This window comes from Vogesella aquatica (genome assembly GCF_028548455.1).
Taxonomy (GTDB): domain Bacteria; phylum Pseudomonadota; class Gammaproteobacteria; order Burkholderiales; family Chromobacteriaceae; genus Vogesella; species Vogesella aquatica.
Genome location: NZ_JAQQLF010000026.1, coordinates 36,069 through 62,309, shown reverse-complemented (window position 1 = coordinate 62,309; position 26,241 = coordinate 36,069). Strand labels below are relative to the sequence as shown.

31 protein-coding genes are annotated in these 26,241 nt (G+C 60.8%); 24 read left to right on the top strand and 7 right to left on the bottom strand.

What is annotated here, in order from left to right; genetic code table 11:
- Positions 1 to 5 precede the first annotated feature (5 nt).
- The 5 genes from PQU95_RS16780 to PQU95_RS16760 all read right to left on the bottom strand — a co-directional run bounded on the left by PQU95_RS16780 (position 6) and on the right by PQU95_RS16760 (position 4,882).
- Complete coding sequence (locus PQU95_RS16780; protein ID WP_272753070.1) at positions 6 to 182, bottom strand: hypothetical protein; 177 nt, start codon at positions 180 to 182, stop codon at positions 6 to 8.
- Positions 183 to 337: 155 nt separating this feature from the next.
- Complete coding sequence (locus PQU95_RS16775; RefSeq protein WP_272753069.1) at positions 338 to 1,966, bottom strand: methyl-accepting chemotaxis protein; 1,629 nt, start codon at positions 1,964 to 1,966, stop codon at positions 338 to 340.
- A 198-nt stretch (positions 1,967 to 2,164) separates the two neighbouring features.
- A complete protein-coding gene (gene nudC, locus PQU95_RS16770) occupies positions 2,165 to 2,956 on the bottom strand; it encodes an NAD(+) diphosphatase (protein WP_272753068.1) in 792 nt (263 codons plus the stop codon).
- Between the two features lie 74 nt (positions 2,957 to 3,030).
- On the bottom strand, positions 3,031 to 3,717 hold the full coding sequence (locus PQU95_RS16765; protein WP_272753067.1) for an ATP-binding cassette domain-containing protein: 687 nt from the start codon (positions 3,715 to 3,717) through the stop codon (positions 3,031 to 3,033).
- 133 nt (positions 3,718 to 3,850) lie between these two features.
- Complete coding sequence (locus PQU95_RS16760) at positions 3,851 to 4,882, bottom strand: NAD(P)H-dependent flavin oxidoreductase (protein WP_272753066.1); 1,032 nt, start codon at positions 4,880 to 4,882, stop codon at positions 3,851 to 3,853.
- Between the two features lie 78 nt (positions 4,883 to 4,960).
- Here PQU95_RS16760 and PQU95_RS16755 point away from each other — a divergent pair, with 78 nt between their 5' ends.
- From PQU95_RS16755 to PQU95_RS16650, 22 genes are all read left to right on the top strand, one after another.
- Complete coding sequence (locus tag PQU95_RS16755; protein WP_017509525.1) at positions 4,961 to 5,137, top strand: hypothetical protein; 177 nt, start codon at positions 4,961 to 4,963, stop codon at positions 5,135 to 5,137.
- Between the two features lie 142 nt (positions 5,138 to 5,279).
- Positions 5,280 to 6,008: a 30S ribosomal protein S2 gene (gene rpsB / locus PQU95_RS16750; RefSeq protein ID WP_017509526.1), complete on the top strand. Its 729-nt coding sequence runs from the start codon at positions 5,280 to 5,282 to the stop codon at positions 6,006 to 6,008.
- Between the two features lie 73 nt (positions 6,009 to 6,081).
- Positions 6,082 to 6,948, top strand: a complete 867-nt coding sequence (gene tsf, locus PQU95_RS16745; RefSeq protein WP_272753065.1) for a translation elongation factor Ts — start codon at positions 6,082 to 6,084, stop codon at positions 6,946 to 6,948.
- A 94-nt stretch (positions 6,949 to 7,042) separates the two neighbouring features.
- A complete protein-coding gene (gene pyrH, locus PQU95_RS16740; RefSeq protein ID WP_017509528.1) occupies positions 7,043 to 7,762 on the top strand; it encodes a UMP kinase in 720 nt (239 codons plus the stop codon).
- Between the two features lie 78 nt (positions 7,763 to 7,840).
- Positions 7,841 to 8,398: a ribosome recycling factor gene (frr, locus tag PQU95_RS16735; RefSeq protein ID WP_227303524.1), complete on the top strand. Its 558-nt coding sequence runs from the start codon at positions 7,841 to 7,843 to the stop codon at positions 8,396 to 8,398.
- Positions 8,399 to 8,408: 10 nt separating this feature from the next.
- On the top strand, positions 8,409 to 9,158 hold the full coding sequence (gene uppS / locus PQU95_RS16730; RefSeq protein WP_272753064.1) for a polyprenyl diphosphate synthase: 750 nt from the start codon (positions 8,409 to 8,411) through the stop codon (positions 9,156 to 9,158).
- 3 nt (positions 9,159 to 9,161) lie between these two features.
- The gene (locus PQU95_RS16725; RefSeq protein WP_272753063.1) at positions 9,162 to 9,965 is read left to right on the top strand and encodes a phosphatidate cytidylyltransferase; all 804 of its coding nucleotides are present in this window, start codon (positions 9,162 to 9,164) and stop codon (positions 9,963 to 9,965) included.
- 7 nt (positions 9,966 to 9,972) lie between these two features.
- On the top strand, positions 9,973 to 11,151 hold the full coding sequence (gene ispC, locus PQU95_RS16720) for a 1-deoxy-D-xylulose-5-phosphate reductoisomerase (RefSeq protein ID WP_272753062.1): 1,179 nt from the start codon (positions 9,973 to 9,975) through the stop codon (positions 11,149 to 11,151).
- Positions 11,148 to 12,485, top strand: a complete 1,338-nt coding sequence (rseP, locus tag PQU95_RS16715; protein WP_272753061.1) for an RIP metalloprotease RseP — start codon at positions 11,148 to 11,150, stop codon at positions 12,483 to 12,485. The genes ispC and rseP overlap by 4 nt, the downstream gene beginning before the upstream one ends.
- Before the next feature lie 13 nt (positions 12,486 to 12,498).
- Positions 12,499 to 14,784, top strand: a complete 2,286-nt coding sequence (gene bamA, locus PQU95_RS16710) for an outer membrane protein assembly factor BamA (RefSeq protein ID WP_272753060.1) — start codon at positions 12,499 to 12,501, stop codon at positions 14,782 to 14,784.
- A 9-nt stretch (positions 14,785 to 14,793) separates the two neighbouring features.
- Positions 14,794 to 15,282 (top strand): OmpH/Skp family outer membrane protein, encoded by a 489-nt coding sequence (locus PQU95_RS16705; protein WP_272753059.1) that lies wholly within the window; start codon positions 14,794 to 14,796, stop codon positions 15,280 to 15,282.
- Positions 15,283 to 15,345: 63 nt separating this feature from the next.
- The gene (gene lpxD, locus PQU95_RS16700; RefSeq protein WP_272753058.1) at positions 15,346 to 16,389 is read left to right on the top strand and encodes a UDP-3-O-(3-hydroxymyristoyl)glucosamine N-acyltransferase; all 1,044 of its coding nucleotides are present in this window, start codon (positions 15,346 to 15,348) and stop codon (positions 16,387 to 16,389) included.
- The gene (gene fabZ, locus PQU95_RS16695) at positions 16,386 to 16,853 is read left to right on the top strand and encodes a 3-hydroxyacyl-ACP dehydratase FabZ (RefSeq protein ID WP_272753057.1); all 468 of its coding nucleotides are present in this window, start codon (positions 16,386 to 16,388) and stop codon (positions 16,851 to 16,853) included. The genes lpxD and fabZ overlap by 4 nt, the downstream gene beginning before the upstream one ends.
- Before the next feature lie 2 nt (positions 16,854 to 16,855).
- Entirely contained in the window at positions 16,856 to 17,632 is a 777-nt protein-coding gene (gene lpxA, locus PQU95_RS16690; protein ID WP_272753056.1) for an acyl-ACP--UDP-N-acetylglucosamine O-acyltransferase, read from the top strand.
- A 3-nt stretch (positions 17,633 to 17,635) separates the two neighbouring features.
- Positions 17,636 to 18,805, top strand: coding sequence for a lipid-A-disaccharide synthase (gene lpxB, locus PQU95_RS16685; protein WP_272753055.1), 1,170 nt, complete (start codon positions 17,636 to 17,638; stop codon positions 18,803 to 18,805).
- A complete protein-coding gene (gene rnhB, locus PQU95_RS16680; RefSeq protein ID WP_272753054.1) occupies positions 18,799 to 19,383 on the top strand; it encodes a ribonuclease HII in 585 nt (194 codons plus the stop codon). Before lpxB ends, rnhB begins: the two co-directional genes overlap by 7 nt.
- A gap of 10 nt (positions 19,384 to 19,393) precedes the next feature.
- Positions 19,394 to 19,876: a DNA-deoxyinosine glycosylase gene (locus tag PQU95_RS16675; RefSeq protein WP_272753053.1), complete on the top strand. Its 483-nt coding sequence runs from the start codon at positions 19,394 to 19,396 to the stop codon at positions 19,874 to 19,876.
- 22 nt (positions 19,877 to 19,898) lie between these two features.
- On the top strand, positions 19,899 to 20,105 hold the full coding sequence (locus tag PQU95_RS16670; RefSeq protein ID WP_081600668.1) for a hypothetical protein: 207 nt from the start codon (positions 19,899 to 19,901) through the stop codon (positions 20,103 to 20,105).
- Between the two features lie 73 nt (positions 20,106 to 20,178).
- Positions 20,179 to 21,366, top strand: a complete 1,188-nt coding sequence (locus tag PQU95_RS16665) for a molybdopterin molybdotransferase MoeA (protein WP_272753052.1) — start codon at positions 20,179 to 20,181, stop codon at positions 21,364 to 21,366.
- Positions 21,363 to 21,704 carry a 2Fe-2S iron-sulfur cluster-binding protein gene (locus PQU95_RS16660; RefSeq protein ID WP_272753051.1) on the top strand — a complete coding sequence of 114 codons (342 nt, stop codon included), beginning with the start codon at positions 21,363 to 21,365 and terminating at the stop codon, positions 21,702 to 21,704. The genes PQU95_RS16665 and PQU95_RS16660 overlap by 4 nt, the downstream gene beginning before the upstream one ends.
- A gap of 239 nt (positions 21,705 to 21,943) precedes the next feature.
- Positions 21,944 to 22,153 carry a hypothetical protein gene (locus tag PQU95_RS16655; RefSeq protein WP_026108073.1) on the top strand — a complete coding sequence of 70 codons (210 nt, stop codon included), beginning with the start codon at positions 21,944 to 21,946 and terminating at the stop codon, positions 22,151 to 22,153.
- Positions 22,150 to 22,767: a 3'-5' exonuclease gene (locus PQU95_RS16650; RefSeq protein WP_272753050.1), complete on the top strand. Its 618-nt coding sequence runs from the start codon at positions 22,150 to 22,152 to the stop codon at positions 22,765 to 22,767. The genes PQU95_RS16655 and PQU95_RS16650 overlap by 4 nt, the downstream gene beginning before the upstream one ends.
- Before the next feature lie 58 nt (positions 22,768 to 22,825).
- Here the strand turns inward: PQU95_RS16650 and PQU95_RS16645 are convergent, their stop codons facing one another.
- Positions 22,826 to 23,392, bottom strand: coding sequence for a flavin reductase family protein (locus tag PQU95_RS16645; protein ID WP_272753049.1), 567 nt, complete (start codon positions 23,390 to 23,392; stop codon positions 22,826 to 22,828).
- A gap of 3 nt (positions 23,393 to 23,395) precedes the next feature.
- On the bottom strand, positions 23,396 to 23,893 hold the full coding sequence (moaC, locus tag PQU95_RS16640; protein ID WP_272753048.1) for a cyclic pyranopterin monophosphate synthase MoaC: 498 nt from the start codon (positions 23,891 to 23,893) through the stop codon (positions 23,396 to 23,398).
- 371 nt (positions 23,894 to 24,264) lie between these two features.
- On the opposite strand from moaC, the gene tig reads away from it, so the two are divergent.
- The gene (tig, locus tag PQU95_RS16635; RefSeq protein ID WP_272753047.1) at positions 24,265 to 25,566 is read left to right on the top strand and encodes a trigger factor; all 1,302 of its coding nucleotides are present in this window, start codon (positions 24,265 to 24,267) and stop codon (positions 25,564 to 25,566) included.
- A 27-nt stretch (positions 25,567 to 25,593) separates the two neighbouring features.
- Positions 25,594 to 26,226, top strand: coding sequence for an ATP-dependent Clp endopeptidase proteolytic subunit ClpP (gene clpP, locus PQU95_RS16630; protein WP_272753046.1), 633 nt, complete (start codon positions 25,594 to 25,596; stop codon positions 26,224 to 26,226).
- Positions 26,227 to 26,241: the final 15 nt, after the last annotated feature.

Here is a 26,241-nt window from a genome sequence, read left to right as displayed (position 1 = left end):
CCGGCTTAGCACTCGCCGGCCAGCGGCTGTGCCGCCAGCACCGCCAGGGCGGCCAACAAAGGGGACAGCTCGGCCAAGGCCTCCTGGCCTTGCAGCAAATGCAGGCGCGCCTGCCACGCAGCCGCCAGCGAGGCTGCTTCTGTGAGGCGGGGATAACGGGCGTCGGGGCGATGGCAAACCACCAGGGCAGGAAGGTAGCGCGCAGGCTGGGGGGCTCGATAGGCGAGGGTCTTGTGTCATAGCGCTGGCAGGCCTTCCATAGAACAACAGCCCCGGCTGGGATCCAGTCGGGGCTGTTGTTTGCCTGCCAAGTATGGCAGGACGGGTGCGGCCAACCTTAGTTGGTGCGGAAGCGGCTGAAGCTCTGGCGAATCTCTTCGGTAAGCTCGCTCATGCGCGCGGCGGCGCGGGCGGCCTCGTCGGCGGCTTCGCGGTTGCGGTGGGCAATGCTGGTAATGCGTTCCACCTCGCGCGATACCTGTTCGCCGGAGCGCGCCTGCTCGGACAGGGCGCTGGCGATGGACAACACGCTCTGGCCCACATTTTCTGTGCCGTCCTGGATGGCCACGATGGATTCGCCGGCGCGCTGGCCCTGGCTGGCGCTGGTATGGGCGCGCTCTACCGATTGGTTCATGGCTTCCACGGCTTGCTGCGAGCTGACACGGATGGCACCGATCATCTGGGCGATCTCGCCGGTGGCCTTGGTGGTGCGCTCGGCCAGCTTGCGTACTTCGTCGGCTACCACGGCAAACCCGCGGCCTTGCTCGCCGGCGCGCGCGGCTTCGATGGCGGCGTTCAGCGCCAGCAGGTTGGTCTGGTCGGCCACGTCACGAATAACCGACACGATGTTGTCGATGGTTTGTGACTGCCGGCCCAGCTCGTGGATGCTGCCTGCCGTGCTCTGGATCAGGGTGCTGATGGCGTCCATTTCTTTCACGGCGCCCTTGATCACTTCTACGCCGTCACGGGCGTCGCCGCTGGCATTGCGGGCGGCCATTTCGGCGCTACCTGCACTTTGGTGCAGCTCGCGCACGCCTACGGCCATTTGCTGGATAACTGTGGCCATTTCGTCAGCGGCGCGGTTTTGTTCCTCGCTGCGGCTCATCAGGCGCTGCATGGTGTCGCGCAGCTCCTGCGAGGCGCTGCCGCTTTCTTGCACGCTACGCTCCACGGTGCGCAAGGCGTCGTTCAGCTCGCGTGTCATGCGTGACAGGTTGTACAGCAGGGAGCTGTTGTCACCCTTGCTCAGGCTAACCTCTACACCCAGGTTGCCATGGGCGATTTCTTTCATCACGGTGGCGGCGTAGTCGGGTTCGCCGCCGATCTGGCGGGTCAGGGTGCGGGCTATCAGCAGGGCCACGACGATACTGGCCCCCACGCTGGCGATAATGGCGATGATGGCCGCTACCATGGTGTCGCGCAGGGTGCTGGTGGTGGATGATTTCTGCTCTTCCATCACCTTGGTATGGTGGGCAATCAGCTTGTCGAGCTGCATGCCAAGCAGGCCTTCCTGCGGCTCCATTTTCTCGCTGACGATGATGGAGGCGTCCCATTTCTGCTTGGTAATCATGGGGATAAGCTTGTCGGTGAGCCGGTTGAACTCGGCGAGCGATTTGCCGATTTTTTCTACCAGTACCAGTTCCTCAGGGTCGGAGGAAATTTCCTGCATCAGCTTGAACTGCTGGTTGGCGGTGATGACGGATTTTTTCAGGATCGCCATTTTTTCTTCCACCAGCTTGTCGTCGCTTTCCAGCAGGATGGTGCGCGCAGCGTTGGTGGAGGCCAGCAGCGAACCGCTGAGCGTACGCGAGTACTGGATTACCGGAATGCGGTGTTCTACCAGCTCGGAAACGCGCGTCTGGATCACCGTGAGACGGTATAGCGTAAAAGCCGAGCCCAGGACCAAGAGCAGGATGACGGCACCAAAGCCCAGGCCCAGGCGCCGTGCCAGCGTCAATTTCCCCATGATTTTTTCCTTGCAGATGTGCTTTGATTGGGTGGCGGCGGCTGTCGTGTGGCCGCCTATTTTTTATGTGCTTTGATATTAAAACGTGTAGGGCTGTTTTTAAAGGACTGAATAGAAAATAGGCGGGTGCGAATGACATTAGTCATTGATAAAAATAACGCAATAAGCATTATTTGCCTGCGCGGGCGGGGTGTTAGGTCAGGGAGTGGACTGGCTGCGCAGCTGCCGAATGTGTTCTGTAATCAAAAAGTAAGCGATGGAGCGCTCGGGTGGTATGGCCGGCAATGCATCGATATCGAACCAGGCGGCGTCTTCGATCTCGCCTGGCTGCGGTGTAATGTCGCCACTGTGGTATTCCGCCACAAAGGCCAGCATCAGCGAGTGCGGGAACGGCCACGATTGCGACATGGCATAGCGTGGTGGGTGCAGGCGGACGCCAACCTCTTCAAAAGCCTCGCGATGTACGCAGGCTTCCAGTGTTTCGCCGGGCTCGACAAAGCCGGCCAGCGCGCTGTACATGCCGGGGGCAAAGTGCGGGCTGCGCGCCAGCAGTATTTCGCGGCCACGGGTGATGAGTACCATCATGGCGGGCGACAGGCGCGGGTAGTACACCTCGCCGCAGGCCGGGCAGTGGCGGCCGTGGTCGTGCAGGTGCGCCTGTAGCGGGCCGGCGCAGGCGCCACAGTAACGATGAGTCTGGTTAAAGCGGCGCAGCTGGGCTGCGCGGGCCAGCAGGGCACTACTGTCGGCGGGCAGTGCGTAAAGCGCCTGGCGCAGCGTGACTTTTTGCCAGTCCGCCGGGGCGGGGCCGATCAGTTCGGCGCTGTACAGGTTGGCCGCATCGTTGTGCCCGATGAAGCAAGGCGCGCTGTGCGGACCCGGCGGGGTGGCAGGTAGCTGATTGTCATGCAGGTACAGGCTGTTGCCGTCAAACAGGCACCAGTGCGTGGGCAGGTGGGGGTGGGCTTGGGCAGGCAGGTGCAGGCTCATGGGCAGTGGCAGGCGGAGGGCTGGGGTGGCCATTCTACGCCGTGCGGCAGCAAGTGCCCACTTGTGCCTATGGTTCAGGCGGCCATGGGTGGCGTGGTGGGGGATGCCGGCGCGCCTTGCTGTATGCGGCCTCCGGCGTGGTGCTGTATCAGCCAGTGCGCATACTGGCTTCCCGGCTGGCTGTCTTGCAGCGCGCAGACTATGGTGCGGCCGCGCAGTGCCAGTGCGGCCAACTTGCGTAGCAGCGCTACACGGGCAATCGGTGCCAGCAAGCTGGCGGGCTCGTCCAGCAGCAACACGGGGGCGTGGCCGGCCAGCTTTTGTGCCAGGCAGGCCAGCTGGCGCTGCGCTGCCGTTAGCGTGCCCAGCTTGTGGCGGGCCAGGTCACCGATTCCTACGGTATGCAGTGCCTGGCTGACGGCTTCATGGTCGATGGCTTGCGGCCGCGCCAGCCAGTGCGTGCGCGTGCGGGCCTGCATGACGAAATCGCCCAGACGCAGCCTGCCGGGGCAGGGGGGCTGTGCGCCAAGGCGTGCGATGGCGGCCTGGCCGCGCGATAGCGGCTGGCCGAACAGTTGGCCGCAGACATGGCCTTGGTGCCCTGCCAGCGCATCGAGCATGGCACTGTTGTTGCGGCTGTCCGGGCCGGTAATCACGGTGAGCCGGCTGGCCGGGATGCGCAAGCCATGGCATTGCTGATGGAACCCGGGTGAGGGCGGGCAGGTGTGCAGCTGTTGGATATCGAAGGCAAGCTCAAGCATGGTGTTTCCTGCGGAAAGAGGGAACGTGGGCGCTCGTCCGCGTGCTGATGGCGTGCGCATTGCTTTATGATAATAAATCTCATTACCAAAAATGGCAATGCGCACGGGGTCATGCTTGCCTTGCAGGCCTATCCTAAACGCGAGGCAGGGCTTGCTGGCAGCTGCGTGCCTCGTCCAGCAGGCGGGCGAACAGCTCGGCCACGCTGGGAATATCGTCAATCAGGCCTTGCACCTGGCCGATCAGCTGCACGCCTTTCTGGTGATCGCCGTCTTCGATGGCCAGGCGAATGGACTCGGTAGCGGCGCCAAACTGTGCCAGCTGCCGTAGCGACTGTGGCTGCGTCAGCATGCCGCCGATGACCACCTTGGCCACCGGCATGCCCAGCTTGCGGCTGACGCCCATGGCGCGCCAGCCGGCAGTCAGCAAGCCCAGCGGCTTGCGGGTGGCTTTGCGTGCGGAGGCAGAGTCCATGACCCGGCACCACAGGCCGTCGAAATTCTTGGAATAAATGGTGTCGCCTACGCCACGCTCGCGGATCATGTCTTTGGTGCGCTGGTGCACCGGGCTTTCGCGCGTCATGGCCAGGCGGCTGCCCATCGCGATGCCATCGGCACCCAGTGCCAGGGCGGCAATCAGCCCGCTGCCGGTGCCAAAACCGCCTGCTGCAATAATCGGTAGTGACGACACCTTGCGGATGGCGGGGATCAGCACCAGCGAGGTGACTTCACCGCCGTGTGCGGCGGCTTCGTGCCCGGTGACCAGCAGGGCGTCGACGCCGGCTTTCTCGGCCGAGATGGCGTGTTTTTCCGTTACCACCGTGGCGATGACCTTGCCGCCGTACTCGCGGGCCCGTTTGACGATCCAGTCACCTTTGCCCAGCGAGAAATTGATCACCGGCACTTGTTCTTGCAGTGCGACTTCGGCGTTCTCCTTGGCACCAGGCATCATCAGGGTGCAGCCAATGCCGAAGGGCTTGTCGGTTAGCTGGCGGATGCGGCGGATGGCGGCGCGGGTTTGCTCGGCGTTCAGTGGGCCGGTAGCCAGGATGCCCAGGCCGCCTGCGTTACTGGTGGCGGCCACCAGTTCGGGTACGGCAATGTAGCTCATGCCGGGGCAAACCAGAGGGAGGGCAATGCCGAAAGTGTCTGTGAGGCGGGTCTGCATGGTAGGTCACTCTGTTCTGTATGGTGTGATGCGGTATTCTTGTCAGAATTCCGATAATTTTTCAAACGGACGTTTGATATGTATCTCGTGCTGATTGGTTGGCTATATGTGGTGCTGATGCTGGCGGTAGCGCAGGAGAGTGCGATTCGCAGCGGCATCATTGTGTTTTTCCTGGGTGTTTTGCCCACTTGGCTCATTTTGTGGATAGTGCGCCGCCGACAGCTGCGCAAGCAAAACCCGGACGGTGATATCTGAATGGCTTGAAGGGTTTGGTTCGATAGTGCTACAATTGCGAGTTCCCTCAATTTTTGGGGGATATCACGCACATCCGTACCAAAGGGTGCCCGCTTGCGGGTTGTCTGTACGGATGGAGGCATAACCCTTTTGGAGATTCAGAATGTCCACCAATGTGACCATGCGTCAAATGCTTGAGGCCGGCGTACACTTCGGCCACCAAACCCGCTTCTGGAACCCGAAGATGGCTCAGTACATCTTTGGCAGCCGCAACAAGATTCACATCATCAACCTGGAAAAAACCCTGCCGCTGTTCGTGCAGGCTCAGGAATATGTGCGTCGTCTGACTGCCAACAAGGGTAACGTTCTGTTCGTGGGTACCAAGCGTCAGGCGCGTGAGATCGTCCGCGAAGAAGCCACCCGTGCAGGTGCGCCGTTCGTGGATCACCGCTGGCTGGGCGGCATGCTGACCAACTACAAGACCGTGAAGCAGTCCATCAAGCGTCTTGAAGACAAGCGTGCCCAGCTCGAAGCTGGCGATCAGTCCGGTTTCAACAAGAAAGAACTGCTGGACCTGCAACGCGACGTTGAAAAACTGGAGCGTTCGCTGGGCGGTATCAAGGATATGAAAGGTCTGCCGGACGCGATCTTCGTAATCGATACCGGCTACCAGAAAGGTGCTGTTGTTGAAGCCAAAAAACTGGGTATCCCGGTAATTGGTGTTGTTGATACCAACAACTCGCCGGAAGGCATCGACTACGTTATCCCGGGTAACGATGACTCCAGCCGCGCTATCCGCCTGTACGCTCGCGGTATCGCCGATGCTGTTCTGGAAGGCCGCGCTCAGGCAATCCAGGAAATCATCGCTGCTGAACCGGCTGCTGCCGAGTAAGCAGAAAAGGGGCGAAAGCCCCTTTTTTTAGATCTCAGTTTCAACGTATCCGAATATATTCAAGGAGTTCACCATGGCGGAAATCACCGCAAAGATGGTATCCGACCTGCGCAATGCGACCGGTCTGGGCATGATGGAGTGCAAAAAAGCACTGGTAGAAGCTGACGGCGACCTGGCAAAAGCAGAAGAAATCCTGCGTATCAAGTCCGGTGCCAAAGCCTCCAAAATGGCTGGCCGTGTAGCCGCTGAAGGTATCATCGGTTCTTTCGTAGCTGGTGGCGTTGGCGCCCTGGTTGAAGTGAACTGCGAGACCGACTTCGTTGCCAAAGATCCTACTTTCATCGCGCTGGTCACTGCTGCTGCTCAAGCTGTGGTAGAAGCCAATCCTGCCGATGTTGAAGCCCTGTCCGCTGTTGTGATCGACGGCCAGTCCGTAGAAGACATCCGCAAGGCTGCCATCGCCAAGCTGGGCGAGAACATGACCATCCGCCGTTTCGTACGTTACGAAACCGACGGTGCCATCGCTACCTACCTGCACGGCGCGAAGATCGGCGTTATCGTTGACTTCAAAGGTGAAGAGCAAATCGGTAAAGATGTGGCCATGCACGTTGCCGCCTCCAAACCTATCTGCGTATCCAAAGCCGAAGTGTCTGCCGACACTCTGGAGCAAGAGCGCAAGATCTACACCGCACAGGCTGCCGAATCCGGCAAGCCGGCTGATATCGTTGCTAAAATGGTTGAAGGCCGCGTGAACAAGTTCCTGGCTGAAGTGACCCTGCTGGGTCAGCAGTTCGTCAAGAACCCAGACATCACCGTAGAAAAACTGCTGGCCGAAAAAGGCGCTTCCGTTAAAGCATTCGCCATGTTTGTTGTGGGCGAAGGCATCGAGAAGAAAGTGGTTGACTACGCTGCAGAGGTTGCTGCTGCTGCCAAGCTCTGATCGCTAGCTTAAGCTGATCGAATCAACGGCACCCTGCAAAACAGGGTGCCGTTTCGCAAATTAAAGAAACTCCAACCGCATGCCAGAGGTAATCATGAGCCAATCCCCCGCCTATAAACGCATTCTGCTGAAACTTTCCGGTGAAGCCCTGATGGGTGATGACAGCTACGGGATTAACCGCAACACCATCCAGCAGATCGTTGGCCAGATCAAGGAGGTCGTTGACCTGGGTGTGCAAGTAGGTATCGTGATTGGTGGCGGTAACATTTTCCGCGGCGTAGCACCTGCAGCAGCCGGCATGGATCGTGCCACGGCAGATTACATGGGCATGATGGCCACTGTAATGAATGCACTGGCACTGAAAGACGCCATGACCAAGGCTGGCCTGATTGCCCGTGTGCAGTCGGCACTGACCATGCAGCAGATTGCCGAGCCGTACGTGCGTGGCAAGGCCATGCAGTACCTGGAAGAGGGCAAGGTCGTGATCTTTGCCGCAGGTACCGGCAACCCGTTCTTTACCACCGACACCGCAGCAGCCCTGCGTGGCATGGAAATGAACGTGGACATCATGCTGAAAGCTACCAAGGTGGACGGTGTCTACACCGACGATCCGAAAAAGAACCCGGACGCCGTACGCTACCAGACCCTGACGTTTGACGAAGCCATCTCGCGCAACCTGAAAGTCATGGACGCGACTGCCTTTGCCCTGTGCCGTGACCAGCAGCTGAATATCAAGGTATTCAGCATCTTCAAGCAAGGCGCGCTGACCCGCGTGGTGCTTGGCGAAGATGAAGGCACGCTGGTACACTGCTGATTTTAACGAATCCTCATAGGCGGAAACGGCGCAGAGCCGCTTTCCGCCTTGTTTTTCAGAAAGACAACGGGAGTAATCATGATCAATGACGTGAAGAAGTCGGCCGAGCACAAAATGCAAAAAACGCTCGAAACCTTCAAGACCGATCTGGCCAAAGTGCGCACCGGTCGCGCACACGCCGGCCTGTTGGACCACGTTATGGTGGACTACTACGGTAGCGACGTGCCGGTAAATCAGGTGGCCAACGTTACCAACATCGATGCACGTACCCTGGGTGTGCAAGCCTGGGAAAAGAGCATGGTTGCCAAGATCGAAAAAGCGATCCGCGATAGCGATCTGGGCCTGAACCCGTCCTCCATGGGCGAGCTGATCCGCGTGCCGATGCCGGCGCTGACCGAAGAGCGTCGCCGCGACCTGATCAAGGTGGTACGTGCCGAAGCTGAAGGTGCACGCGTGGCTGTACGCAATGTACGCCGCGATGCCAACAACGACTTCAAGAACCTGCTGAAAGATAAAGATATCACCGAGGACGAAGAACGCCGCGGCCAGGACGATATCCAGAAGCTGACCGACAAGTACATTGCCGAAGTCGATAAAGCGCTTGCTACCAAAGAAGCTGAACTGCTGGCCGTATAAGGGGTAGCCCTTGTTTGCAAGTTCTACTCAAGATGTGCCCGAGGCACCTGCGGTGCCTCGGCATATCGCCATCATCATGGATGGCAACGGGCGCTGGGCCAAAAAGCGCTTTCTGCCGCGCGTAGCCGGGCACAAGCGTGGCCTGGATGCCGTGCGTGACACAGTCAAGGCCTGCAGCGATCTGGGGGTGGAGTTTCTGACCCTGTTTGCATTCTCCACTGAAAACTGGCGCCGGCCGGAAGAGGAAGTCTCCTTCCTGATGGAGCTGTTTTTTGTGGCGCTGGAGCGCGAAGTCCAGCGTCTGCACCGCAAAAATATCCGCCTGAAGGTCATTGGTTCGCGCGAGCGTTTTTCCAGTGCCATTCTGGCGCGTATCGACGCGGCCGAGGGCCTGACTGCGGCCAACACTGGCCTGACGCTGACGGTGGCCGCGGACTACGGCGGGCGCTGGGATGTCTTGCAAGCGGTAGCCCGCTTGCAGGCGCAGGGGGTAACGCAGATAGACGAGGCCGCACTGGCAGCCAATCTGTCTACCGCCTATGCGCCCGAGCCAGACCTGTTTATCCGCACCGGTGGCGAGCAGCGTATCAGCAACTTCCTGCTATGGCAGCTGGCGTATAGCGAGCTGTACTTTACCGAGCTGCTGTGGCCCGACTTCGACCGCAAGGCACTAGACGGCGCGCTGGCGTCTTTTCATGCGCGCGAACGCCGTTTTGGCCGCACCAGTGAACAGCTGCCTGAAGCGCAACGCCGAGGCTAATTCATGCTGAAAACGCGTATTCTCACGGCGCTCGTCCTGCTTCCCTTGATGCTGGCGGCGCTGTTTTTCTTTCCTCCCCATGTCTGGGCCGCTTTTTCCTGGCTGATTATCGGCTTGGCGCTATGGGAATACAGCCGCATGGCGCGTATTGCCGGCCTGCTGCAATGGGGTTATCTGGCCGTGTGTACCGCACTGGCGGCGGCGGCCTGGTGGGTAGCTTATATGCCAAGCGCGCTGGTGATGAGCGCTTCGCTGCTGGTATGGCTGGTTTTGGCACCGATGTGGCTGCGCAAACGCTGGTCTATCCCTGGCGGAGTGCCGGCCATGCTGCTGGGTATGTTGCTGATGTTTCCGGCCTGGTTTGCCTTTCTGGCCTGGCATCCCGATAACTCGGCCATCAGCGGCAAGCAGCTGCTGGCGGTGATGGGCTTGGTATGGGTGGCCGATGTGGCGGCATATTTTGCCGGTAAAACCTTTGGCAAACATAAGCTGGCACCCGCTATCAGCCCTGGTAAAAGCTGGGAAGGTGTCGCCGGTGCGGTGGTGGGGGTGGCTGCCTATGTCTGGTTCGTGAATGACCTGGGCTGGCTGAATATCCCCCTTCCGCTGGTGCTGCTGCTGCCACTGGCCATGGGCCTGACTGCGGTGAGCGTGGTGGGCGATTTGCTGGAATCCTGGTTCAAGCGTAGTGCGGGCATCAAGGATAGCAGTAGCCTGCTACCGGGCCACGGCGGCGTTTATGACCGCATTGACAGCCTGATTGCCGTTCTGGCCGTATCGCACGCGCTACGTTTGCTGCTTGCATGAGTACTGCATGACTATTCAACTGATAACCGTACTGGGCGCTACCGGCAGCATAGGTACCAACACGCTGGACGTGGTGGCCATGCACCCGCAGCGCTACCGTGTTTTTGCCCTGGCAGCACACAGCCAGGTCGACAAACTGTTCGCCCAATGTTTGCAGCACAAGCCGCGCTACGCGGTGCTGATCGACCCGCAAGCGGCTTCGCGCCTGCGTAAGCTGCTGGCCGAGGCGGGTAGTGATACCCAGGTATTGCAAGGCGAGGCTGCGCTGGCGGAGGTATCTACTGCCAGCGAAGTTGATATGGTAATGGCCGCTATCGTCGGCGCCGCAGGCTTGCGGCCAACCCTGGCGGCAGCGCGGGCGGGCAAGCGGATTCTGCTGGCGAATAAAGAGTCGCTAGTGGTGGCCGGCGATCTGTTCATGCATGCAGTGCGCGAGAGTGGTGCCACGCTATTGCCTGTCGATAGCGAGCACAACGCCCTGTTCCAGGCGCTGCCTGCCGGTTTTGATGGCGATCTTGCCGCGGCCGGCGTAGTCGAGTTGATTCTGACTGCCTCGGGTGGGCCCTTCCGCCACCATACGCTGGAACAGCTACAGCACGTTACCGCTGAGGATGCCTGCAAGCATCCGAACTGGGTGATGGGGCGCAAGATTTCGGTAGATTCCGCCAGCCTGATGAACAAGGGGCTGGAGGTAATCGAGGCGCACTGGCTATTCAATACGCCAGCCGAGCAAATCAAGGTGGTCGTCCACCCGCAGAGTGTTATTCACTCCATGGTGCGCTACCACGATGGCAGCATTCTGGCGCAGCTGGGCTCGCCCGATATGCGTACGCCCATCGCCTACGCCATGGCCTGGCCGCAGCGTATTGCGGCGCCAGTGCAAGCGCTGGACTTCCTGACCATGGGCGCGCTGACTTTCGAAGCGCCCGACCTGCAGCGTTTTCCCTGCCTGAAGCTGGCATTCGACTGCCTGAAAGCAGGTGGCGATGCCTCCGCCGTGATGAATGCGGCCAACGAGGTGGCAGTCGCCAGCTTTCTGGCCGGGCGCATCGGATTCCTGCAGATACCGCAGCTGATCGAGCGTGCGCTGTCGCATAGCGACTTGTCGCTCAGCAGCGATCTGGACTGCCTGCTGGCCAAAGACGCTGCCGCGCGGGCGCTGGTGAGTGGCTGGGTGCCGGCATGACCATCCTGGCTTTTCTGCTGGTGATTGGCGTGCTGGTCACCTTTCACGAGTTTGGCCATTTCCTGGCCGCGCGCCTGTGTGGCGTGAAAGTGCTGACCTTTTCCATCGGCTTTGGCAAAACCATCTATGCCCGTACCGTGGGGGATACCGAATGGCGCCTGGCGTGGATACCGCTGGGCGGCTATGTACGCATGCTGGACGAGCGCGAAGCGCCGGTTGAAAGCCGGGATCGCCACCGTGCCTTTAACCAGCGCCCGGTGTGGCAGCGCATGATCATCGTACTGGCCGGCCCTGTGGCCAACTTGCTGCTGGCGGTGCTGCTTTTTTCCATCACCATGAGCGGCGAGCAAACGCGCTTGCAGCCGCTGGTTGGTACTGTGGCGGCTCAAACTGCTGCCGCTGCGGCCGGTGTGCGTGCGGGTGACCGTATTGTCAGTGTGAATGGCAGCCCCGTAGCCGACTGGGCCGAGGCGCGCCAGGCGATGGGCATGGCGATCGTCAATGATCGCCAGCTGGCGCTGGGCCTGCAGCGGGCAGGGCAGCCGCTGGTAGCCCGTCTGGACTTGCCGGCGTTCGGGCTGGAAAAATTCGACCAGGCCACCATGGGCAAGCTAGGCGTGATGCCTGCGCGTTATTTGCCGCAAATCGGTGCCATCTTGCCGGGTGGTGCTGCGGCACGCGCCGGCCTGCAGCCAGGCGACAAGCTGATGGCGGCGGCGGGCAAGCCGGTCGCAAGCTGGGAAGCATGGGTGCTGTGGGTGCATAATCACCCGGGCGAACAGTTTGACCTGACGGTGCAGCGTGCGGGCAGGCTGCTGCAGCTGCCACTGCGCCCCGATAGTATTGAGCAGGATGGCGTGAAGGTTGGCCGCATTGGCGCTGCGCCGGCGCTGGACGAGGCCTGGCTGGCCAGCTTGCAGCAGCGCGTGCAGGTGCCGGCCGGCGAAGCCATTCCGGCTGCGCTGGCGCGCACGCTGGATCTATGCGGCAGTACGCTGGGTACGCTGGCAGCCATGCTGACCGGCGGGGTGTCGCTGGACGCCTTGAGCGGCCCGCTCACCATTGCCGAATATGCAGGAAAGAGCGCCGATCTGGGTGTGATTGCCTTGCTGGAATTCATGGCGCTGATCAGTGTCAGTCTTGGGGTATTCAATCTGCTACCCGTGCCAGTGCTGGATGGCGGGCACTTGCTGTATCATGTGGCAGAACTGATTCGGGGGCGACCGCTTCCCGATCGCGTGTACGAAGTCGGTCAGCGTCTGGGGATGGCTTTCATTCTGACAGTCATGATGCTGGCCTTGTTTAATGACTTCGCCCGGTTGCTGGCCGGCTAGGATCATAACAACTATGAACAAACGCTTTCTTGCAGCCGCTGTTGCCGCTGCCTTCTTGTCCCCGGCCTGGGCCGCGGACAGTTTTGTTATCAAGGATATTCGTGTTGAAGGCCTGCAGCGTACCGAGCCGGGTACCGTCTTCAACTATCTGCCGCTGAAAGTGGGTGATACCTTCACCCAGCAGCGCGCAGCAGAGGCCATCAAGGCCCTGTTTGCTACCGGCTTCTTTAACGACGTTCGAGTGGAGTCCGACGGTGATGTGCTGGTGCTGGCAGTGAGCGAGCGCCCGGTGATTGCCCAGCTGCAGGTCAACGGCAGCAAGGAGTTCCCGAAAGAGCAGTTGATCAAGGCCATGAAAGATAACGGCCTGGCTGAATCGCGCATCTTCGACCAAGGCCTGCTGGATCAGGCGGTGCAAGAGCTCAAGCGACAGTACTTCAGCAAAGGCAAGTATTCGGCCGAGATCCAGACGCAGATCACCCGCCTGGAACGTAACCGTGTGGCCGTGACGCTGGATATCGTGGAAGGCGTTACTGCCAAGATCAAGGATATCCGCATTGTGGGTAGCCGCGCCTTTGATGAAGATACCCTGCTGGACGAAATGTCGCTGACGCCATCCGGCTTCATGACCTGGCTGTCGCGTTCGGACCGCTACTCGCGCCAGCAGTTGTCGGCTGACCTGGAAAAACTGCGTGCCTACTATCTGAATCAGGGCTACGCCGAGTTCAATATCGAGTCCACGCAGGTGGCTATCAGCGCCGACAAGCAGGACATGTACGTTACGGCCAACCTGTCCGAGGGCAAGCAGTACAAGATTTCCGACATCCGCCTGGCCGGAGACCTGCGCGTACCAGAGGCTGATCTACGCAAGCTGATTACTGTCAAATCGGGTGCGCTGTTCAACCGCGAAGAAATCAACAACTCGATTACGGCGCTCACCGAGCGGCTGGAGGCCGATGGTTACGCCTTTGTCAGCGTAAACCCGGTGCCCGAAATCGACAAAGACAAAAGCACGGTAGCGCTGACTTTCTTTGTCGATCCGGGTCGCCTGACCACGGTGCGCCGCGTGAATATTGCAGGCAATACCCGCACCCGCGACGAAGTGATTCGTCGCGAGCTACGCCAGCTGGAAAGCGCACAGTACAACGGTGCCGCGATCAAGCGTAGCAAGGAGCGCCTAGAACTGCTGGGCTATTTTGAAACCGTCAATATTGAAACTCCGGCTGTGGTGGATACCGCAGACCAGGTGGATATGAATGTAGTGGTCAAAGAGCGCGCCACTGGCTCGATCAATGCCGGTATCGGCTACGCCCAGGGTGATGGCCTGCAGCTGAGTGCCTCGGTGTCGCAAGCCAACGTACTGGGGTCGGGCAAGTCTTTGTCGTTCAGCTTCTCCAACGGTAAAACCACCAAGAACTCCACCATCTCGTTCACCGACCCGTATTACACGGTGGATGGTGTCAGCGTGGGCTATGACCTGTATCGCCGCGTGTATAACCCGTCGGCGACTGACACCAACAAGTACAAGACCAGCACCACGGGTGCGGCAGTGCGCTTTGGTGTACCGGTAACCGAGTTTGACCGCATCAATTACAGCTTTGGCGCGGAAAACACCGCCATCACGCTGTACAGCGACAGCCCGCAGCGTTACAAGGACTTTGTCAGCCAGTACGGCAAGTCCAACGCAACGCTACTGTCGTCGGCCGGCTGGTCGCGCGATACTCGCGATAGTGCCCTGTGGCCTACCCGCGGTTACAGCATGGGTGTCTATCTGGACGCAGGCATGCCAGGTGGTGATATCCAGTACTATCGCATGTCGCATAACCAGGCTTGGTTCTGGCCACTATCGAAAAACTTTACCCTGGCTGCCAGCGGTGAGGTGGGTTACGCCAATGGCTATGGCAAAACCAAGCGTCTGCCGTTCTTCCAGAACTATTATCTGGGCGGCTTGGGCTCGGTGCGTGGCTATGAAAATGGCAGCATGGGCCCGCTGGATACCAATGGCGATGCGCTGGGCGGTACGCGCAAGGTCACCAGCTCGCTGGAGCTGCTGTTCCCGTTCCCTGGCATGCGTGATAACCGCAGCCTGCGTACCAGCCTGTTCCTGGATGCCGGTACTTTGTGGGACCCGAAAGAGACATCGGTTAGTGCATCGGATGGCTTGCGCTATTCGTCCGGTCTGGCGCTGACTTGGTTGTCACCTATCGGCCCGCTCAAGTTCAGCTACGCCATTCCGCTGAAAAAGCAGAGCGGCGATCAGTTGCAGCGCTTCCAGTTTACGATTGGCCAAGTGTTCTAAGGAGTTTGCATGCCATTCAAACGCTTGCTGCCGGTACTGCCATTGCTACTGGCGACGACCTTTACGACCGCGGCCGAGATGAAAATCGGCTACGTTAATACCGAGCGCGTGTACCGCGAGGCTGCACCTGCGCTCAACGCGCAGAAAAAACTGGAGCGCGAGTTCGCCAGCCGTGAAGCAGAGCTGAAGAAACTGGCGGCGCGTGGCAAAGAGCTAGAATTACAGCTGGCCAAAGGCAAACCGAGCGACAGCGAGCGCCGTGCCATGGAGCGCGAGCTGGCGTCGGTAGATCGTGAGTACCAGGCCAAGTCGCGCGATTTCCGCGAAGACCTGAACCAGCGCCGCAACGAAGAGTTTGCCGCAGTGCAGGAGCGTGCCAACCGCGTGATCAAACAGCTGGCCGAGCGTGAACAGTTCGACCTGATCCTGCAGGACGTGGTGTACGTCAGTGGCAAAATGGACATTACGCCCAAGGTGCTGAAAGAGCTGGAAAAGTAGGCCGCAAGGCTTCTTACAACACTCGAAGCCGACGCCAAGTCGGCTTCGTCATTGCTAGAACCCATGAAACTATCCCACATTGTGGCCGCCCTGGGCGGTGAGCTGCGCGGCGAAGACCGCGATATCGACCGCCTGGCTTCCATGGAAGAGGCGGGTGCCGGCCAGATCACCTTTCTGGCCAACCCGAAATACCGCAGCCAGCTTGATAGCACCGCCGCTGGGGCGGTCATCGTCAAGCCGGCGCTGGAAGAGGCCGCCAGCAAGGTTGGCCGCAGCCTGATTCTGGCGGCTGATCCGTACCTGTATTTTGCGCGGGTGGCCACGCTACTGAATCCTCAGCCTGCTGCCGTTCCCGGTGTGCATCCGCGCGCCGTGGTGGGTGAGGGCAGTGTGATTGCGGCCAGCACCGAGGTCCGCGAGATGGTCAGTATCGGCCGCCATGTCACCATTGGCGAACGCTGTGTCATCCACCCCGGCGTGGTGATCGGCGATAACGTGACCATTGGCGATGATGCGCTGATCTACCCCAATGTCAGCATCTACCACGGCTGCCGCCTGGGCAGTCGCGTCATCCTGCACGCCGGCGCCGTGATCGGTGCCGACGGTTTCGGCCTGGCGTGGAATACCGACCGCTGGTTCAAGATTCCGCAAACCGGCGTGGTAGTTATTGGCGACGATGTCGAAGTCGGCGCCAATACCACCATCGACCGTGGCGCGCTGAAAGACACCATTATTGGCGAAGGCGTGAAGCTGGATAACCAGATCCAGCTGGCGCACAACGTACAAGTGGGCGCGCATACCGCCATGGCCGGCTGCGCTGCCGTTGCCGGCAGCACCAAGATCGGCGCGCGCTGCACCATTGGCGGCGCTGCGCGCATCATTGGCCACCTGGATATTGCCGACGGTACCCACGTGGGTGCCGGCACCCTGATTTCCAAATCCATCCGCCAGGCCGATGCCTATACCGCGGTGTACCCGATGGCCACCCACAAAGAGTGGCTGGCCAATGCGGCACATCTGCGGCACCTGGGCGAGCTGGTTACCCGTGTCAAACAACTTGAAAAAGCGCTGCAACAAGCGCAAGACAATAAGGATCCACAACCATGACTGAAGCCGTGAACACTGACGCAGCCGTATCCATCGACGTACGCGAGATCATGCGCTACCTGCCGCACCGTTACCCGTTTCTGCTGGTAGACCGTGTCACCGAGTTTGTCACCGGCCAGCGCATCAAGGCGATCAAGAACGTGACCATCAACGAGCCGTTCTTCATGGGCCATTTCGAACAATACCCGGTGATGCCTGGCGTGCTGATCATCGAAGCGCTGGCGCAGGCTGCCGGCATTCTGTCGATCCGCAGCGAAGGCGAGCGCCCGGAAAACGAGCTGTACTTCTTTGTCGGCATCGATAATGCCCGCTTCAAGCGCCAGGTCGTGCCTGGCGACCAGCTGACGCTGGAAGTCGAGCAGCTGGCCATGAAGCGCGGTATCGCCAAGTACAACGCCCGTGCGCTGGTAGACGGCCAGGTGGCCTGTGAAGCGCAAATCATGTGTGCCAAACGCGAGGTATAAACATGGCCATTCATCCTACCGCCATCATTGCCGATGGCGCGAAGATTGCCGATGATGTGGAAATCGGCGCCTACAGCATCATCGGTGCCAATGTCAGCATTGGTAGCGGTACCTGGGTAGGGCCGCACGTGGTGATCGAAGGCCATACCAGCATTGGCAAGAACAACCGCATTTTCCAGTTCTGCTCGCTGGGCGCTGTGCCGCAGGACAAGAAATACGCCGGCGAGCCTACCCGCCTGGAAATCGGCGACGGCAATACCATCCGCGAGTTCTGCACCTTCAACATCGGCACCGCGCAGGATGTGGGTGTGACGCGCCTGGGCAACAACAACTGGATCATGGCCTATGTCCACCTGGGCCACGATTGCCAGATTGGTGACAACACCATTTTCGCCAATAACGCCACGCTGGGCGGCCACGTGCACGTGGGTGACTGGGTGATTCTGGGCGGCTTTACCAGCGTGCACCAGTTCTGCCATATCGGCGATCACGCCATGACGGCATTTTCCAGTGCGGTGGCGCAAGACGTGCCGCCGTACGTGATGGCGCACGGTAATCGTGCGGTGCCGGCCGGCATCAACGCCGAAGGCCTGAAGCGTCGCGGTTTCAGCCCCGAGCAGATCCGTAGCATCCGCAATGCCTACAAGGCGTTGTACCGCAAAGGCCTGCCGTTTGACGATGCGCGCGCCGAGATCGAAACCGAAGCCGCCAGCGGCAAGGAAGAGTTGGCCGCATTTGTCCGTTTCTTTGCCGCAGCGAGCCGCGGCATTATCCGCTAGACCATGACAGACAAGCTGTTTACCCGCCCGGGCGCGCTCAAGGTGGCCATGGTCGCCGGCGAGGCCTCGGGCGACCTGTTGGGCGCGCACCTGATGGACGCGCTGAAGGCGGCACACCCCGATGTCGAGTTTGCCGGCATCGGCGGCCCGCGCATGCTGGCGCGCGGTTTTACCAGCCAGGTGCCGCAAGAGCGGCTGGCCGTGCGCGGCTACGTGGAGGTGCTGTCGCGCCTGCCCGAGCTGCTGCGCATCCGCCGCACACTACGCGATACGCTGCTGGCCGAAAAGCCCGACGTGTTCATCGGTATCGACGCCCCGGATTTCAACCTGGGGCTGGAGAAGTGGCTGAAGCAGGCTGGTTTGCGCACTGTGCACTACGTCAGCCCGTCGGTATGGGCGTGGCGGCCGGAGCGCGTGGTCAAGATCGGTGATAGCGCCGACCAGGTGCTGTGCCTGTTCCCGATGGAAAAGCCGTTGTACGACGCGGCCGGTGTGCCGGCCACGTTTGTCGGCCACCCGCTGGCCAGCGAGATCGATGTCGCCCCGGACCAGAATGCCATGCGCGAACAGCTGGGCCTGCCCAAGGCTGCGCCGGTATTTGCCCTGATGCCCGGTAGCCGCAAGAGCGAGCTGGAATTCATGGGCGGCCTGTATCTGGAGGTGGCACGCCAGCTGCTGGCGCGCTATCCGGATGCTCAGTTTCTGGTGCCGCTGGCCACGCGGCCAACCATGGATCAGTTCGACCAGCTGCTGACCCGCCACAAAGCGTGGGATCTGCCTATCCGCAAGCTGTTTGGCCACGCCCAGATGGCGATGATCGCCGCCGACGTGGTGCTGGTGACCAGTGGCACCGCCACACTGGAAGTGGCGCTCACCAAAAAACCCATGGTGATCAGCTACAAGCTATCGTGGCTCACCTACCAGCTGGTCAAGCGCAAGCTAAAATTACCGTACGTGGGCCTGCCCAATATCCTGGCCAAACGGTTTGTGGTGCCGGAGCTGCTGCAGAAAGACGCTACCGTGGAGAAACTCACGGCGGCGGTGGCCGAGCTGTACGACAACCAGGGTAGCCGGCAGGACATCATCGATACCTTCACCACCCTGCATCACAGCCTGAAAGCCGACTCGGCACAGCTGGCGGCCGAGGCCATCCTCAAGGTGGCACGATGCTGATCTGCGGTGTGGACGAGGCCGGCCGCGGCCCGCTGATCGGCTCGGTGTTTACCGCCGCGGTCATCCTGGACCCGGCGCGGCCGATTGCCGGCCTGGCGGACTCGAAAAAGCTCAGCGAGGCGCGGCGTGCTGCGCTGGCGCTGGAGATCAAGGACAAAGCGCTGGCCTGGCATATCGCCAGCGCTACAGCGGCCGAAATCGATCAGTACAATATTTTCCAGGCCACCATGCTGGCCATGGTGCGTGCGGTCGATGGCTTGGCGATGACGCCCGGCAAGGTGCTGATCGACGGCAATAAAATCCCCAAAACGCTAACGCTGCCGGCCGAGGCCATCGTAAAGGGCGATGCCAAGGTGCAGGAAATCTCTGCCGCATCCATTCTGGCCAAGACCGCGCGTGATGCCGAGATGATTGCACTGGATGCCATCCACCCGCAGTACGGCTTTGCCCGCCATAAAGGCTACCCCACCGCCGAGCACATGAAGGCGCTGGCGCAGCACGGCGCATTGGCCGAGCATCGTCGCAGCTTTGGCCCGGTACGCCTGCAGCTGGCCGCCGGGCAAGGCAGCCTGTTTTAAGGTTGGCCGCATGCGCAAAGCCAGCTTTCCGCCGGTAGTCGATACCGGTACCCGCGTGCTGATTCTGGGTTCCTTGCCCGGTGACGCCTCGCTGGCCGCAGCGCAGTATTACGCCCACCCGCGCAACCAGTTCTGGCGCCTGCTGGGCACGGTGGCGGGCTGCGAGTTGGCCGCAGTGCCGTACCCGCAGCGCCTGCTTGCCATGCAGGCCTTGGGGGTAGGGCTGTGGGATGTGGTGGCCGAGGCCACGCGTAGTGGCAGCCTTGATAGCGCTATCCGCGACGCGCGTGCCAACCCGCTGGCGGCGTTGGTAGCCACGCTGCCGGCGTTGCAAGCAGTGGCGTTCAATGGCCAGACCGCTGGCAAGGCCGCATCTGTCTTGGCTGGCTGCGGCGTAGATGTGCTGGTGCTGCCATCCAGCAGTCCGGCGCACACGCTGCCTTTCGATAAAAAACTTCAAGAATGGCAGGCGCTGCGCCGATATATGGTTTAAGCCTATTTCGCGGGTGCCTTTCATGAATCGCTATTGCATCTGGTTTGTTACGCCGGGCAACCCGGTAAGCCGTCATGCCGAGATCACACTTGCCGGCACGATTCATAACCACCACGTGCTGGAAGATATCGAAAAGCGCCTGGCCGGCAGCCTGCAGCTGCCGCATATCCTGATTACCGACTGGAAGCGTTTCGAAGACCCGCCTGCGGCCAACCCTGTGGCGGCTTAGGTCAATTGCCGTATTACCGCATAAGCCGCGTCTGTGAGAAGATGCGGCTTTTGTCATTCATGCTATCCGACTCATGCAAACCGTAGAGCAAACTCGCGACTGGCTACTGTCGCGCGCCCGTGTGCCTGCCGCTACCGAAGCTGTCGAGCTGCTGGCCGCCGCTGGCCGTGTGCTGGCGCAAGACCTGGTCGCCACCCTGGATGTGCCCCCTTGTGACAATAGCGCCATGGACGGCTACGCCGTGCGCGCCGCCGATGCTACAGCCGCGCTGCCGGTAAGCCAGCGCATCCCGGCTGGTAGCGTGCCGCCGCCTTTGCTGGCCGCCAGCGCCGCGCGCATCTTTACCGGCGCCCCGGTGCCGCCACTGGCCGACGCGGTGGTCATGCAGGAGCAGGCCGAAGTGCAGCCGGATGGCAGCGTGCGCTTCACGGCGCCAGTTGGCGCCGGCCAGAACATACGCCGTCGCGGCGAAGATATCGCTAGCGGCCAAACGGTGCTGGCCTGCGGCCAACGTTTGCAAGACGCCGACCTGGGTCTGGCGGCCTCCATTGGCGTGGCCAGCGTGCAGGTGTACCGCCAGCTAAGCGTGGCGGTGTTCTTTACCGGCGACGAGCTGGTAGAGCCCGGTACGCCCGCCGGTGCCGGCAAAATCTACAACTCCAACCGCTACTGGCTGGTGCCGGCGCTGCGTGCGCTGGGTTGCCAGGTGCTGGATCTGGGTATTATCCCCGACACCCTGGCCGCTACGCGCCAGGCGCTGCGCGACGCCGCCGCGCAGGCCGACGTGGTGATGACCTGCGGTGGTGTATCGGTAGGCGAGGAAGATCACGTGAAAGCGGCAGTCGAGGCCGAGGGCGAGTTGCAGCTGTGGAAAATCGCCATCAAGCCCGGCAAGCCACTGGCTAGCGGCCGCGTGGGCGAGGCCGACTTTATCGGCCTGCCGGGCAACCCGGTATCGGGTTACGTGACCTTTGCCGTGCTGGTGCGCGATTTCCTGCGCGCGCGCATGGGCGAGGTGGTGCCGGCGTGGCAGCCGCTGTACCACTTGCCCGCCGCGTTTGATTGGCGCAAGCCGGATACGCGCCGCGAAGAATACCTGCGCGTGCGCGTGGCGCAGCAGGGTGGCCAGCTGGTACTGCAACGCTACCCGAATCAGGGATCCGGCGTGCTGACATCGTGCGCCTGGGCCGATGCGCTGGTGCGTCTGCAGCCAGGCCAGCTGGTACAGCCGGGCGATATGCTGCCGGTGTACACGCTGTGACACGGCTGGTTTTCGAGCGCGGTGGCCAGTGCATTGCCGAGCTGGAGGCCAGCGCCGGCGATGCGCTGATCGATGTGGCGCGCTTTCATGATATTCCGCTGCACTGGCGCTGCGGCCAGGGTACTTGTGGCACCTGCGCCGTGCGCCTGCAGCACCCCGCCCAGCCGCAACAGGTTATCGTTGGCCGCAAGGAGCGCAACGTGCTGCTACGCGCAGGGCTATGCAGCGCCAGCATGGCAGCGAGCGAGCAGTGGCCGGATGCGCCGGAAACCGTGCGCCTGGCTTGCCATTTATCTGTGGGCGACGTGCCTTGGCGCATTGTCCTGCCGGATAATTAAGCTGGGAAGATCGCTTGCGGGGATGCAATTGATTATCTGGTGTGGCCGGCAGGTAATGCTGAGGCTACTCTCAAGTATCTGACGCTCGTGGCGCCAGGCAGGCGGTGGTCTGCCGGTTGCCATCCATACGCAATAGTCCGGCAGGGCGGCGCTGTCCGGTTGACGCGCTAGGGCGCGGCAGACAAAAGCTGCGTACAATGCGCGGCTGTTAAATGACGAAGCAAATAAAGGAAAGCACCATGTCGCGCAAGAAAAACGAAATCGACGAGCTGGACGACGAAACCCTGGCGCTGCTGGCCTGGTGTACCGAGGTGGAAACGCACCTGGTAGCTGCGGGCGCTACCGAGGCGGAAGCACAAGACCACATCGAAGAACAGGCCGAGTGGTATACCGATATGTTTTACGATGGCCTGAGCCCTGCCGAGGCAGCCAAGCAGGCGCTGGCATGAGCCAAAGGCTGGCCGTTATCGATTTCGAAACCACGGGTATCGGGCCTGGGCCGGATGGCCGCGCTACCGAGATCGGTATTGTGCTGCTGGAAAACGGCCAGGTGGTGGATCGTTATCAAAGCCTGATGAACGCCGGTGTGTGGGTGCCGCCGATGATCCAGCAGCTTACCGGCATCAGTAATGCCATGCTCAAGGCCGCGCCGCCGGCCGCACAAGTCATGCGCGAGGCGGCCGCCTTTGTGGGCGCAGCACCACTGGTCGCGCATAACGCCAGCTTTGACCGCAAGTTCTGGGACTACGAGCTGGGTTTGCTGGGGCTGCAGCGCCAGCAAGACTTTGCCTGCACATTGTTACTGTCGCGCCGCTTGCTGCCTGGCGCGCCGGATCACAAGCTGGGCACGCTGACGCGCTGGGCGGGTTTGCCGGCCACGGGGCAGGCGCACCGGGCTTTGGCCGATGCGGAAATGGCGGCCAACCTGTTGCAGTATTTGCTGGCCACGCTACGGCAAAAGCACGGGTTGGCGCAGCCAAGCCATGGTCTGCTGTGCAAATTGCAAAAAGTGACCGCTGCCAAAGTGCCGCAGTATCTGCGCGAGTTGGCAGTAAGCGCCTGAAGCGAAAGTAAAAAAGCCCCGCAATAGCATGCGGGGCTTTTTGTTGCCAGGCTGCGCTTTATGGTTGGCCGCTGACCGTATCGCCGCTGACAAAAAAATGCCCGCCGGCCACGTGATGCAGGCTGCGTAGCGCGTCCTGGCCTTCAAAATGCCAGCGCCCGCCGCTGAATACGCGGCTGTCTGCCTGGGCGGCGACGACTTCGGCAATAAACAGGTCGTATTGCTGCTGGTTGTGCGGCTCCTGGATGATGCGGCATTCCAGATAGGCGCTGCAGCCGGCCACCAGTGGTGCGCCAATGCGTTGTGCCGCCATGGGTGTCAGGCCGCTGGCGGCAAACTTGTCGCAGTCGGCACCGCTGGCGCTGCCGGCGGCTACCACGGCCTGCGCTTGATAGCGGCACGGTACGTTCAGGGCAAATTCGCCTGCGGCCTCCATCAGCTGGCGGGTATGGGTGGCTTTGTCGATTACCACCAGGATTTTCGGCGGGTCGAAATCCAGCGGCATGGCCCAGGCGGCAGCCATGACGTTTTGCCGGCCATCATGCGCACTGCTCACCAGTACGGTAGGGCCGTGGTTCAGCAGGCGGTAGGCTTGCGCCAGCGGCACATCTTGCAGCGTGCTCATCATTCATGTCCCCAAGTGGTCGTTTTCACCGGCGTGCCAATGCCCGCTTTTGCCACCTTGCTTTTCCAGCAGCCGCACGCCGGCGATTTCCATGCCGCGATCGACGGCCTTGAGCATGTCGTATACGGTGAGCAAGCCTGCCATCACGGCGCTGAGGGCTTCCATTTCCACGCCGGTGCGGCCAACGGTTTCGGCGGTAACGGTAATGTGCAGGCGGCTGGCGGCGTCGTCGGCGCTGAAATCTACTGCCACACGGCTGAGTGCCAGTGGGTGGCACAGTGGAATCAGGTCGGCAGTGCGCTTGCTGCCTTGAATGGCGGCTATGCGGGCAATGCCGATGACGTCGCCTTTCTTGCTGGTGCCGGACTGCAGCAGGGCGTAGGTGGCAGGCTGCATGGTGATATGGCCGGTGGCTACCGCGACGCGCCGGGTTTCTGCCTTGTGGCCTACGTCAACCATATGCGCCTGGCCGCTGGCGTCAAAGTGGGTAAGGGTGGGCATGATGCTCGCTTGGTAAAATGGTATGGCAGGCACAATACCTGCAGTGACGGCGGCCGACAATCGGCCAGAAGCATGAGGCGGGTAAGCGGCTGTTTTGCTGCGGCGCACCCCTTTGCTGCTTGGCGGGTCTGGCTGGCCGGACAGGGCGCTGGCATCACGCACTGTTCAATTTGACGCTGCATGCTATACTCGCCCCTTGCTTTAGCTGCCTGGTTTTGCCTGCTTTGCAGGTAAACACGCTGCTTAACAATACAAAATTCATGGCGCAGGAAAGCAAAATCAGCATGGTTCCCCGAGCATTTCTTGCTCAACCCGTTGGGCTTTCCCGCTTCTGGCTTCAACCCCACACCTTTTGAATCTAAGGATTGGACATGCAAGTACAACTGGAAACGTTGAGCGGCCTCGAGCGTCGCATGAGCATTGCACTGCCGCTGGCTGCAATCGACGCACAAGTAGCCGAGCGCCTGAAGCGCGTTGCCCGCACTGCAAAAATTCAGGGTTTCCGCCCAGGTAAAGCACCGGCCAAAATCGTTGAAGCAAACTACGGCGCACAAGTGCGTGAAGAAGTGCTGGGCGAACAGGTTCAGCAAAGCTTCTACAAAGCCGCAGTCGAGCAAAAACTGCGCGTAGCCGGCTACCCGCGTTTCGAACCGGCCGAAGGCGATGCAGAAAACTTCAAGTTTGCTGCTGCTTTCGAAGTTTACCCAGAGATCACCATCGGTGAGCTGGCTGGCAAAGAAATCGAAAAGCCAAACACCGAAGTGACCGACGCTGAAATCGACAAAACCGTTGATATCCTGCGCAAGCAACGCACCCGCTTCAACCGCGTAGAGCGTGCCGCCGCCGATGGCGACCGCGTAATCATCGACTTCAAAGGCACCATCGACGGCGTAGCCTTCGAAGGCGGCAGCAGCGAGAACTTCCCGTTCATGCTGGGCCAGGGCCAGATGCTGCCGGAATTCGAAGCCGGCATCATCGGCGCTGCCGAAGGCGAAACCAAAACTGTGGCCGTGAACTTCCCGGCTGACTACCACGGCAAAGACGTCGCCGGCAAAACCGCCAGCTTCGACATCACCGTGAAAAACGTTGCTGCTGCCGAGCTGCCGGAAGTGAACGAAGAGTTCGCCAAGCTGCTGGGTATCGCCGACGGCGACGTAGCCAAGATGCGCGCAGAAATCCGCAAAAACGTGGAGCGTGAAGTAAAACGCCGCCTGTCCGCACAGGTTAAAGAAAACGTGATGCAGGCGCTGATCGACGTTACTCCGATCGATCTGCCTAAGGCACTGGTAGAGCTGGAAGTTGGCCGCCTGATGGACCAGGCTCGCAAAGACCTGGAACAACGTGGCATGCAGCTGAAAGACATGCCGCTGCCGGCTGACCTGTTCACCCAGCAAGCCGAGCGCCGCGTGGCACTGGGCCTGATCCTGGCCGAAGTGGTAGAAGCCAACAAGCTGGAAGCCAAGCCTGAGCAAGTCAAAGCCCTGGTAGAAGAGTTCGCCGAGAGCTACGAGCAGCCGCAAGACGTGATCGACTGGTACTACGCCGAAGCCGGCCGCCTGGAAGGTCCGACTTCCATGGTGCTGGAAGACAACGTGGTTGAATTTGTGCTGGGTCGCGCCAATGTTATCCAGAAGGACGTTTCTTTCGAAACCCTGATGGGCAACAACGCCTGATCTGTTTAACTGATACCGGAGAGGTCGATGAAATCGATGTTTGAACCGCAAGGTATGGGCCTGGTGCCCATGGTGGTGGAGCAAAGTGGCCGTGGCGAACGCGCTTACGACATTTTCTCCCGCCTGCTGAAGGAGCGTATCGTGTTCCTGGTCGGCCCTGTTACCGACGAGTCGGCCAATCTGGTGGTAGCACAGCTGCTGTTCCTGGAATCGGAAAACCCGGACAAGGACATCTACCTGTACATCAACTCGCCAGGCGGCTCCATTACCGCAGGCATGTCGATCTACGACACGATGAACTTCATCAAGCCGGACGTTTCCACCCTGTGCATTGGCCAGGCGGCCAGCATGGGTGCCTTCCTGCTGTCGGCGGGCACCAAGGGCAAGCGTTATGCGCTGCCGAACAGCCGCGTGATGATCCACCAGCCGCTGTTGTACGGTGGCGGCCTGAGCGGCCAGGTGACCGACATCGAAATTCATGCCCGCGAACTGGTGAAAACCAAGGCGCACATGAACGAGCTGCTGGCCAAGCACACCGGCCAGACCATGGAACAAGTACAAGCCGATACCGAACGCGACAACTTCATGTCTGCCGAGCAGAGCCGTGAATACGGCCTGATCGACAAGGTGCTGAGCTCGCGTCTGGATGCGGCCGTTTAATTCGGGATGTCTATC

What these genes read in the sequence shown, in the direction of transcription:
- pyrH (WP_017509528.1), top strand. Translation starts at nt 7,043, where the DNA reads ATGAGCCAATCCCCCGCCTATAAACGCATTCTGCTGAAACTTTCCGGT.
- PQU95_RS16650 (WP_272753050.1), top strand. Translation starts at nt 22,150, where the DNA reads ATGAGCCAAAGGCTGGCCGTTATCGATTTCGAAACCACGGGTATCGGG.
- clpP (WP_272753046.1), top strand. Translation starts at nt 25,594, where the DNA reads ATGAAATCGATGTTTGAACCGCAAGGTATGGGCCTGGTGCCCATGGTG.
- PQU95_RS16645 (WP_272753049.1), bottom strand. Translation starts at nt 23,392, where the DNA reads ATGAGCACGCTGCAAGATGTGCCGCTGGCGCAAGCCTACCGCCTGCTG.
- PQU95_RS16755 (WP_017509525.1), top strand. Translation starts at nt 4,961, where the DNA reads ATGTATCTCGTGCTGATTGGTTGGCTATATGTGGTGCTGATGCTGGCG.
- PQU95_RS16665 (WP_272753052.1), top strand. Translation starts at nt 20,179, where the DNA reads ATGCAAACCGTAGAGCAAACTCGCGACTGGCTACTGTCGCGCGCCCGT.
- PQU95_RS16655 (WP_026108073.1), top strand. Translation starts at nt 21,944, where the DNA reads ATGTCGCGCAAGAAAAACGAAATCGACGAGCTGGACGACGAAACCCTG.
- PQU95_RS16760 (WP_272753066.1), bottom strand. Translation starts at nt 4,882, where the DNA reads ATGCAGACCCGCCTCACAGACACTTTCGGCATTGCCCTCCCTCTGGTT.
- rnhB (WP_272753054.1), top strand. Translation starts at nt 18,799, where the DNA reads ATGCTGATCTGCGGTGTGGACGAGGCCGGCCGCGGCCCGCTGATCGGC.
- lpxA (WP_272753056.1), top strand. Translation starts at nt 16,856, where the DNA reads ATGGCCATTCATCCTACCGCCATCATTGCCGATGGCGCGAAGATTGCC.
- frr (WP_227303524.1), top strand. Translation starts at nt 7,841, where the DNA reads ATGATCAATGACGTGAAGAAGTCGGCCGAGCACAAAATGCAAAAAACG.
- ispC (WP_272753062.1), top strand. Translation starts at nt 9,973, where the DNA reads ATGACTATTCAACTGATAACCGTACTGGGCGCTACCGGCAGCATAGGT.
- bamA (WP_272753060.1), top strand. Translation starts at nt 12,499, where the DNA reads ATGAACAAACGCTTTCTTGCAGCCGCTGTTGCCGCTGCCTTCTTGTCC.
- lpxB (WP_272753055.1), top strand. Translation starts at nt 17,636, where the DNA reads ATGACAGACAAGCTGTTTACCCGCCCGGGCGCGCTCAAGGTGGCCATG.
- PQU95_RS16765 (WP_272753067.1), bottom strand. Translation starts at nt 3,717, where the DNA reads ATGCTTGAGCTTGCCTTCGATATCCAACAGCTGCACACCTGCCCGCCC.
- PQU95_RS16675 (WP_272753053.1), top strand. Translation starts at nt 19,394, where the DNA reads ATGCGCAAAGCCAGCTTTCCGCCGGTAGTCGATACCGGTACCCGCGTG.
- PQU95_RS16670 (WP_081600668.1), top strand. Translation starts at nt 19,899, where the DNA reads ATGAATCGCTATTGCATCTGGTTTGTTACGCCGGGCAACCCGGTAAGC.
- lpxD (WP_272753058.1), top strand. Translation starts at nt 15,346, where the DNA reads ATGAAACTATCCCACATTGTGGCCGCCCTGGGCGGTGAGCTGCGCGGC.
- PQU95_RS16725 (WP_272753063.1), top strand. Translation starts at nt 9,162, where the DNA reads ATGCTGAAAACGCGTATTCTCACGGCGCTCGTCCTGCTTCCCTTGATG.
- tsf (WP_272753065.1), top strand. Translation starts at nt 6,082, where the DNA reads ATGGCGGAAATCACCGCAAAGATGGTATCCGACCTGCGCAATGCGACC.
- nudC (WP_272753068.1), bottom strand. Translation starts at nt 2,956, where the DNA reads ATGAGCCTGCACCTGCCTGCCCAAGCCCACCCCCACCTGCCCACGCAC.
- PQU95_RS16705 (WP_272753059.1), top strand. Translation starts at nt 14,794, where the DNA reads ATGCCATTCAAACGCTTGCTGCCGGTACTGCCATTGCTACTGGCGACG.
- rpsB (WP_017509526.1), top strand. Translation starts at nt 5,280, where the DNA reads ATGTCCACCAATGTGACCATGCGTCAAATGCTTGAGGCCGGCGTACAC.
- rseP (WP_272753061.1), top strand. Translation starts at nt 11,148, where the DNA reads ATGACCATCCTGGCTTTTCTGCTGGTGATTGGCGTGCTGGTCACCTTT.
- fabZ (WP_272753057.1), top strand. Translation starts at nt 16,386, where the DNA reads ATGACTGAAGCCGTGAACACTGACGCAGCCGTATCCATCGACGTACGC.
- tig (WP_272753047.1), top strand. Translation starts at nt 24,265, where the DNA reads ATGCAAGTACAACTGGAAACGTTGAGCGGCCTCGAGCGTCGCATGAGC.
- moaC (WP_272753048.1), bottom strand. Translation starts at nt 23,893, where the DNA reads ATGCCCACCCTTACCCACTTTGACGCCAGCGGCCAGGCGCATATGGTT.
- PQU95_RS16775 (WP_272753069.1), bottom strand. Translation starts at nt 1,966, where the DNA reads ATGGGGAAATTGACGCTGGCACGGCGCCTGGGCCTGGGCTTTGGTGCC.